This is a genomic window from Phyllobacterium sp. P5_D12 (genome assembly GCF_054049495.1).
Genome location: NZ_JBFUMG010000164.1, coordinates 1 through 8,892 on the forward strand (window position 1 = coordinate 1; position 8,892 = coordinate 8,892).

Below are 8,892 nucleotides of genomic sequence, written 5' to 3' on the forward strand. Positions count from 1 at the left end.
GTAGCAGACACTGTGCCGGTCGTGGGAAGCCATAGCCGGCATAGTTCTTTGATAATGCCAAAGTCTAAATTTTGTTCGCAAACTTTCGTTATTCAAATCCTCCATCCCATCGTAAAATCAGCTTGGTGATTCTCTTGGCCAATGCATGGATCAAGAATCCGGGGCCGGTGGAGCATCTTACTGCGCCGTGCGTTCAAATCGGACGCACTACAATGAATGGAACACAGTCCTCTCGGATTGTGCTCCGGCAAACCGGTTTATGGAGAATTGGCTATGGGCGGAGAAAGTCTTCTTATTTTTCTTTTGGTGGGATTGATAGCGGGATGGCTCGCTAGCCAGCTCGTTCGCGGAGGCGGCTTTGGCCTCGTGGGTGACCTGATAGTAGGCGTTATCGGTGCCTTCATTGCAGGATATCTTTTTCCGAGGCTCGGCATCTCGCTCGGCAGCGGCATCATAGGCGCAATCATCGCAGCAACGATCGGCGCGGTCATTCTTCTCTTTATCCTTCGCGCCGTTAAACGAGCCTGATTTCAGTCGATACAAAAAAGCCTCCGAACTGACAGTTCGGAGGCTTTTTGTTTGGCTTAAAGATCCCCTTCGCTAGGTGTGGCTAACCTGCGGAGCAGCGCCTCTCCCAACGGGAACAGCAGTTGCTTCAGCCTTCACATCCTTCTTGGAAATGAAGGTGTAGAACATCGGTACCACGAAGAGTGTGAAGACTGTCCCGACGAGAATGCCGGAGAAAATCACCAGACCGATCGAATAGCGCGCTGCGGCACCAGCACCAGTGGCCGTGATGAGCGGTATAACACCGAGAGCCATGGCAGCAGTCGTCATCAGAATCGGACGAAGCCGGGTCTTTGCCGCAAGGATGATTGCATCATGCCGCGATATACCGTGCAGTTCACGCTGMTGATTGGCAAATTCCACCATCAGAATACCATGTTTGGTAATCAGTCCCACCAGTGTGATCAGGCCGACCTGCGTATAGATGTTGAGTGTACCCAGCCCCAGGTTGAGCGGCACGATCGCACCGAAGATCGAAAGCGGGACCGACATCATGATGATAAACGGATCGCGGAAGCTTTCGAACTGCGCCGCCAGCACCAGATAAATCACCACCACGGCCAGCAGGAAGGCAATAAGGATCGTGCTTCCCTGCTCGATTTCCAAGCGCGATTGCCCCGAATAATCCATGAAAAACCCATCCGGCATCAAAGGTTTAGCCGTATTGATAACGGTCTGCAGACCTTGACCGGTCGTAACACCCGGCAGCGGCAGAGCTGAAATCGTCGCCGAGTTCAGCTGGTTGAACTGCTCGATGGCGGCTGGCGAAGCGTTCTCCGCGACCTTGATGACCGCCGATAACGGCACCATCTCGCCAGATGCACTCTTGACGAAATACTGGCCCAGATTTTCAAGATTGGACCTGTAGTCCTGCGGCACCTGAGGAATGATGTCGTAGCTGTTGGAATCCCTATCGAATTTCGAGATCTTGCCGCCACCGACCAACAGCCCAAGTGTCTGGCCAATATCGCTTACGGGCACGCCCAACGCCGAGGCGCGATCGCGATCGATCGTAACCGTGACTTGCGGCGCGTTGAACGAGAGCGAGTTTTGCACGATGATGAACTGCCCCGAGGCTTGCGCCTTGTTCTTGATCTCTTCGGCAACTTCAAACACCTTGTCGGCCGGGCCGGTCGACTGAATAATGATAGAAATCGGCAGGCCGCCACCAGTACCCGGCAAGTCCGGGGGCGCGAAGATAAAGGCTTCGACGCCGGCAAGCGGACTGATCATGCCTTGCAATTCTGCCTTGAGCTGTGCTTGCGACTTGGTGCGTTCGGACCAATCCTTGAACACCCAAATGGCGAAGGCGGAATTCGTCGTGCCGAAGCCCAGGATATTGAAGCGGGTTTTCAACTCCGGCAAATCCTTGGTCAAGGCATCGATCTGATCCGCGTAGAGCTTGGTGTATTGCGACGTCGCATATTGCGGACCATTGACGATGGCAAACAGCGCACCGGAATCTTCTTCGGGAGCAAGTTCGGAATTGGTCTTGGTAAGAAGGAAGCCCGTCAACGCCACAAGCGCGACAACAATGAACAAGGTGACGAACCGAAAGTTGAGCGAGCCTGCAACACGCCGTTCATAAGCGCCTTCAAGCCAGCCGAAACTCCGGTCAACAATCCGCTGGAACCGGCTGTGTCCGCCTGCACGTAGCAAGAGTGCGCACATCATCGGTGATACGGTCAATGCGGCCACACCGGAGATGATAACGGCGCCGGCAAGCGTGAACGCAAATTCCCGAAACAACGAGCCGGTGAGCCCGCCTGTAAATCCGAGCGGCGCGAACACGGCCGCAAGCGTGATGGTCATCGCGACAATGGGGCCGGTGATTTCCTTCATGCCTTTCAATGCGGCATCAAGCGGTCTCAGCCCCTCCTCGATATGACGATGGATATTCTCCAGGACCACAATCGCGTCGTCAACGACGAGACCGATGGCCAGAACCATCGCCAGAAGCGAGAGCAGGTTGATCGAATAACCGAGCATAAACAGGAAGAAGCACACGCCAATCAGCGATATCGGGATGGTTACGACCGGAATGATGACCGAACGGAACGATCCTAGGAAGAGCAGAATCACGGCAACAACGATCAGCACCGCCTCGCCGATGGTCTTGAACACTTCTTCGATGGACGAGCTGATCTGCTCCGTCGAGTCATAAACCATGTAAAGCTGCATGCCTTCGGGCAGAGTCGCCTGAATCGAGGGCAATTCCTTGCGAACAGCAGCTGTCATATCGATGGGGTTGGCGGCAGGCGTCGGAAATATCCCGAGAAACGTACCACTGGCTCCATTGAAGCTGACGATTGTGTCCTTGTTGACGGCGCCGAGCTCAACCCGCGCCACATCGCGCAGACGGATAATATTGTCGCCGTCGGATTTGATCGGCATCGCGCCAAAAGCCTCAGGCGTCTGCAACGTTGTCTTCAACGTGATCGGAGAAGCAGTGTAAAGATTCTCGATCTTGCCCGGCGCAGACAGGAAGTTCGACTGGTTGATCGCAGTCAATACTTCCGATGCAGTCGTTTTGCGGGCAGCCAGCTTGATCGGATCGATCCACACGCGCATCGAGAACACCTGACCACCCAAAATCTGAGCGTCGGCGACACCTTGAATGGTCGACATGCGCGGCTGGATAACGCGTTCCAGATATTCGGTGATCTGCTCACTCGTCATATTCGGGTTTTGCACGGCCAGATACATCGTAGCGAAGTCCTGACCGGTACCCTTGGTGATGACAGGATCGTCGGCTTCTTCCGGCAGATCCCCGCGCACCTGGTTGACCTTGGAGATTACCTCGGTCAACGCCGCGTCAGGATTTGCGCCAAGCTTCATCTGGACCGTCACCGTGCTTGATGACGGAGCGGACGACGACGTCACGTAGTCGATGTTTTCCGTGGTGGTCACAGCCTTTGCGATCGGAGCAGAAATGAATCCCTGCATCAGGTCGGCGCTGGCGCCGGCATAGGCGGTTTTGATGGTGATAACCGTCTCCTCGACCTTGGGGTACTGGCGGACCGAAAGGTTCACCAGTCCCTGCGCGCCAAGCAGGATGATCATCAGAGCGACAACCGTCGACAGAACAGGACGGCGAATGAATATTTCCGAGAAATTCATTTTGTTGGCAGTCCTGACTCTGTTTTGCTGGCGGGGTTCACATCATTGGCGATCTTGACCACTGCACCAGGGCTCAAACGATTTTGGCCCGCCGTAACGACAACGTCGCCCTCTTTGAGACCTTTGGTTATTTCGACAACAAGACCGGAACGGCGCCCCGGCCTGACGAAAACCTGCGCGACGACGAGCTTCTCATCTTTTTTGTCAGTCGCAGCTGGCTGTGTTGACGAGGTCACGTCAGCAGACTTTGCCGCATCCGCAGGTTTTGCTGGATCCACAGGCTTGTTTTCGTCCGGAGCGGGACGAACGACGAAGACATAATCGCCGTAGAGGCTCGAAACGAGCGCCGTCTGTGGCAGCGTGAAGATATTTTCTTCCTTCGGCAGCGTCACCCGGACTTGGGAAAACTGACCTGGGCGCAGTTCTCCCTCGGAATTGTCGACCTGCGCTCGAACCGAAACAAGTCTTGTCGCCGGATCGATTCTGGGTTCGATGGCCGTGATCTTACCGTCATAGTTAATGTCATTATCCGTCAGGCCAAGTTTGATCGGCTGGCCGATTTTGATCTGGCTCAGGACCTGCTCATTGACTGTAAAGTCCACGCGCATTGTCGTGAGATCCTGCAAGGAAACGACCACCGTGCCTATCGGCAGATATTGTCCGAGTTCAATGCGCGGGATGCCGACCGTGCCCTTGAAAGGCGCCTTCAACAATTTCTGATCCATAACGGCCTGCAATTTGGCAATCTCAGCCTTCTTGGCCAGGGATGCAGATTGCGCCTCGTCGACGGCAGACACGGCACCAACACCTCTGGTATTGAGCGTGCGGGCACGCGCCAAAGTCTGATCCATCAGGACATCTTGCGCCCGAGCCGCAACAATGTCGGCTTTCTCGATCGCGTCGTCGAGCTGCAGGAGCGGCGCATCCTTCTCGACCGTCTGGTTGGCTTTGAACGGGATATCCTTGACGATACCGGCAACCTCTACCGAGAGCTCTACACCCTGGATCGCGCTTACCGTACCGATCGCTTCGATTTCCGGCATCCATTCACCCGGCTTGACCGTATAGGTCGAGACCGGCGCTGCTGGCTGCTGCATGGTCGCAAAGAACTGCTTGATCATCGAATCTCTGAAGAAATTAAACCATACCAGGCCACCAGCGACTGCTACGACCAGAATTAGAATGATCGCGGGCATCATGTAGCGCTTGATCTTGGGGAACAACGCCCAGATCAATCCAACGAAGACCAGAATTCCGATTGCCGTGGGCAGTATGTAGCCCTTGAACTCCGGAGCCTTTGTCCACACCAATCCACTGATCACCGCGACCAGGATTAGAACGATTAGGGGTGCAATGTAGCGCTTAATCATGGAAAGGCGGCTCCAACAAAACAATGGCCAGCAAAAGTCTGCCAGCCTGTCATATGAATTTGAATCGTGTGGACTTGATGACCACGCGCAATGTACTGTACCGTCCGGACGGTAATGTCAATACGGGCGATAAATGCCCCACATCGAAAGCGTTGGAATGACGAGTGATACCCTTTCTACAAAAGACAAGATCCTGCAAGCGGCAGCCGAAATCGCCAAGGAAGTCGGGCCTGTGCATCTCTCACTCGATGCCGTAGCGCGACGAGCGGGTCTTTCAAAGGGAGGATTGCTCTATACGTTTCCGACCAAGGCCAAATTGCTCGAAGCACTCGTTGAACAGCACGTTTCGGAGTTTGACGAATCACTGCGCAAGGAAGAGGCGGCCCGAAATCACGGCCCTAACAGCGTGGTTCTGGCTTGCATCGCCGTCTATCGGGCAGAGTTTCTTTGCAACGAACCGGAGCCTTCCGGGATTCTTGCAGCCATCGCCAACGATCCGGGATTCCTTGAGCCAATCCGGCGATACAACAAGCAGCTTCTGCAGCGTATGCGCGAGAACGCAGAAGATCCTACGCTTGCAATGATGGTGTTTTTGACGATCGAGGGGCTACGCAGCCTAAAACTGTTCGAGATGGGTCTGCTCAGCAAGGACGAACAGATCGCCGCAATCGACCGGTTGAAGAACCTGTTCGAACCGGCTGCTGCTCAAACGGCAGACGTGCCCGTTACCGCCTGATCACGCAAACAGGGGTATATCGCCCCGCGCCCACGCGCCCTGCGTTTCTTCCGTGAAGCCATTGAAATTGCTTGAYTCTATGGCGTCACGAATACCCTGCATCAGTTGCTGGTAATAGGAAAGATTGTTCCACGTCAGCAGCATGGCGCCAAGCGCTTCCCCTGATTTGACCAGGTGATGCAAATAGGCGCGGCTATAGTCGCGCGCCGCCGGACAGGGCGATTCCTCGTCTAGGGGACGCGGATCATCCGCATGTCGCGCATTGCGCAGGTTGACCTTGCCGCGCCTGGTAAAGGCGAGGCCGTGGCGCCCTGCCCGCGTTGGCATCACACAATCGAACATATCGATGCCACGCGCCACCGATTTCAGGATATCGTCGGGCGTGCCAACACCCATGAGATAGCGCGGCTTGTCATCCGGAAGTTCTGGACACGTAATGTCGAGCMTTTCCAGCATAACGTCTTGCGGCTCGCCAACCGCCAATCCGCCCACGGCATAGCCTTTCAGATCCATGCTCTTCAGCGCCTGCGCAGAGCGAATACGCAGATCGGCGACATCACCGCCCTGAACGATGCCGAACATGGCTTTGCCGGGCTGGTTGCCAAAGGCAATCTTGCAGCGTTCTGCCCAGCGCAGCGACAATTCCATGGCCCGCTGGATGTCTTTCGGCGTCGATGGCAAGGCCACGCATTCGTCGAGCTGCATCTGGATATCCGAATCCAGCAACCCCTGGATTTCGATCGAGCGCTCAGGCGTCATCTCATACGCACGACCATCGATATGCGAGCGAAACGTCACGCCACTTTCTGTCAGCTTGCGCAATTGTGCCAGCGACATGACCTGAAATCCGCCGGAATCCGTTAGAATCGGTTCAGGCCAGCGCGCAAACTCATGCAATCCACCAAGTTTTGCCACGCGCTCGGCGCCCGGCCTCAGCATCAGATGGTAGGTATTACCGAGGATGATATCGGCACCTAGGTCACGCACCTGGTCCATATACATGGCCTTGACAGTTCCACCGGTGCCAACCGGCATGAAGGCCGGTGTGCGCACAGTCCCGCGCGGCATTGTAATTTGGCCGCGGCGCGCCTTGCCATCCGTGGCAATCAGTTTGAATTCGAAATTTTCGTTCATGATGCGGATCGCCATAACAGGCTTGCATCGCCATAGGAATAGAAGCGGTAGTTATTCTTGATGGCATATTGATAGGCTGCGTGCATCCGCTCGAAACCGCTGAAGGCCGACACCAGCATGAACAGCGTGGAACGTGGCAGATGAAAATTCGTCATCAGCATGTCGACTGCACGAAACTTATAGCCTGGGGTAATGAAAATATCCGTCGGGCCCGACCATGGCCTGATAACCCCGTCTTCGCCCGTTGCACTTTCAAGCAGACGCAGCGATGTGGTTCCGACGGAAACGATCCTCCCGCCTCGTGCTTTAACCGCGTTGAGGGCATCTGCCGTGCGCTGATCGACCGTCCCGATTTCCGCATGCATCTTGTGATCGGCTGTATCGTCGGCCTTGACGGGGAGAAATGTGCCCGCCCCCACATGCAGCGTAACGAAATGTTCTTCGATCCCGCGTTTCTTCAGATCATCCAGCAGTTCGGGTGTGAAATGCAGCCCAGCAGTAGGCGCGGCAACGGCACCATCTTCCCGGGCGTAAACGGTCTGATAATCCTCGACGTCACGGCTGTCATCTACACGCTTTGAAGCGATATAGGGTGGCAGCGGAATATGCCCAACCGCGGCAATGGCCTGATCGAGATCGGCACCGCTGAAATCAAAAACCAGCAGTGCCTCACCAGCTTCGCCCTTTTCGGCGACAGTCGCCTGCAAAGACCCAAGCAGGCAGGCATTGTTGCCATGGCCAAAGTCGATCYGCTCACCCTCCTTGATGCGTTTTGCCGGGCGCAGGAAGGCCTTCCAGCGGTCAGGTCCGGTCCGCATGTGCAACGTCGCACCGATTTGCGCTTTCGCACCGTCGCGCTCGCGAAAGCCTTCAAGTTGTGCCGGGATCACTTTGGTATCGTTGAATACCAGCGCGTCACCCGCCTTCAGAAAATCACCGAGCCTGTGGACATTACTGTCCTGGAATTCAGAGCCGTCCGCCCGAACAAGCAAAAGCCGCGCTGAATCGCGCGGCTCTGCAGGTCTCAACGCGATGCTCTCCTCGGGCAGATCGAAATCGAAAAGATCAACACGCATAATGCATCAAATTGTCTTATTCGACGTCTGCAGCAACGCGCATGGAAACGATGGAATCCGGATCCTGCACCGGCTCGCCGCGCTTGATCTTGTCGACATTGTCCATACCTTCGATGACCTGGCCCCACACCGTGTACTGACGGTTGAGGAATGCTGCATCGTCAAAGCAGATGAAGAACTGCGAATTGGCAGAATTCGGGCTCTGCGAGCGAGCCATCGAGCAAGCGCCGCGGCCATGGTTGGCATTGGAGAATTCGGCTTTGAGGTCCGGCTTGTCCGAGCCACCCATGCCGGCACGGCCAGGGTTGAAGGAACTTCCGCCCTGCTTGCCGAATTTGACATCGCCAGTTTGCGCCATAAAGCCATCGATTACGCGATGAAAGACGACGCCATCATAGGCGCCTTCCCGTGCGAGTTCCTTGATGCGCTCGACATGTCCGGGCGCGAGGTCCGGATAAAGTTCGATAACGACATCGCCCTTCGTGGTTTTGAGAAGGATCGTGTTTTCTGGATCTTTGTAAGCCATATCCGGCAATCTCCTGATTTTATTGAATTGCGTGATTACTTGCCCGCGCCAACGGTGACCTTGAGCATCTTGTCCGGGTTGTCGACAGCGCCATTGTCTGCCTCCGAGCCCTTCTTGATCTTGTCTACGATATCCATGCCGCTCGTTACCTTGCCAACGACTGTGTATTGGCCATCCAGCGAGGGGTACTCTTTGAACATGATGAAAAACTGCGAATTTGCAGAATTTGGACTCTGGGCACGTGCCATGCCAACTGTTCCGCGCACGAAAGGTTCCTTCGAGAACTCAGCGGGCAGATCGGGCCGTGTCGAACCGCCAGTGCCTGCAGCCTGCGGATTGAAGCCTTTTTCCGTATTGCCGTAC

Annotated in this window: 8 protein-coding genes; 2 read left to right on the plus strand and 6 right to left on the minus strand. The window is 55.5% G+C overall.

Features of this window, described 5'->3' with window-relative positions:
• Positions 1-273 precede the first annotated feature (273 nt).
• A complete protein-coding gene (locus ACXJ5O_RS12755; RefSeq protein WP_457300206.1) occupies positions 274-528 on the plus strand; it encodes a GlsB/YeaQ/YmgE family stress response membrane protein in 255 nt (84 codons plus the stop codon).
• Positions 529-600: 72 nt separating this feature from the next.
• Here ACXJ5O_RS12755 and ACXJ5O_RS12760 read toward each other — a convergent pair whose 3' ends face one another.
• On the minus strand, positions 601-3,687 hold the full coding sequence (locus ACXJ5O_RS12760; protein WP_457300207.1) for an efflux RND transporter permease subunit: 3,087 nt from the start codon (positions 3,685-3,687) through the stop codon (positions 601-603).
• The gene (locus ACXJ5O_RS12765; RefSeq protein ID WP_457300213.1) at positions 3,684-4,886 is read right to left on the minus strand and encodes an efflux RND transporter periplasmic adaptor subunit; all 1,203 of its coding nucleotides are present in this window, start codon (positions 4,884-4,886) and stop codon (positions 3,684-3,686) included. The genes ACXJ5O_RS12760 and ACXJ5O_RS12765 overlap by 4 nt, the downstream gene beginning before the upstream one ends.
• A 328-nt stretch (positions 4,887-5,214) precedes the next feature.
• Between ACXJ5O_RS12765 and ACXJ5O_RS12770 the strand changes: the two genes are divergently transcribed.
• A complete protein-coding gene (locus ACXJ5O_RS12770) occupies positions 5,215-5,793 on the plus strand; it encodes a TetR/AcrR family transcriptional regulator (protein ID WP_457300208.1) in 579 nt (192 codons plus the stop codon).
• On the opposite strand, the gene tgt is transcribed toward ACXJ5O_RS12770, so the two are convergent.
• The 4 genes from tgt to ACXJ5O_RS12790 all read right to left on the minus strand — a co-directional run.
• A complete protein-coding gene (gene tgt, locus ACXJ5O_RS12775; RefSeq protein WP_457300209.1) occupies positions 5,794-6,927 on the minus strand; it encodes a tRNA guanosine(34) transglycosylase Tgt in 1,134 nt (377 codons plus the stop codon).
• Positions 6,924-8,003 carry a tRNA preQ1(34) S-adenosylmethionine ribosyltransferase-isomerase QueA gene (queA, locus tag ACXJ5O_RS12780; RefSeq protein ID WP_457300210.1) on the minus strand — a complete coding sequence of 360 codons (1,080 nt, stop codon included), beginning with the start codon at positions 8,001-8,003 and terminating at the stop codon, positions 6,924-6,926. The genes tgt and queA overlap by 4 nt, the downstream gene beginning before the upstream one ends.
• 16 nt (positions 8,004-8,019) lie before the next feature.
• Positions 8,020-8,529 (minus strand): peptidylprolyl isomerase, encoded by a 510-nt coding sequence (locus ACXJ5O_RS12785; protein WP_457300211.1) that lies wholly within the window; start codon positions 8,527-8,529, stop codon positions 8,020-8,022.
• Positions 8,530-8,564: 35 nt separating this feature from the next.
• Positions 8,565-8,892: peptidylprolyl isomerase (locus ACXJ5O_RS12790; RefSeq protein ID WP_457300212.1), on the minus strand; the 328-nt coding region annotated here is incomplete at its 5' end.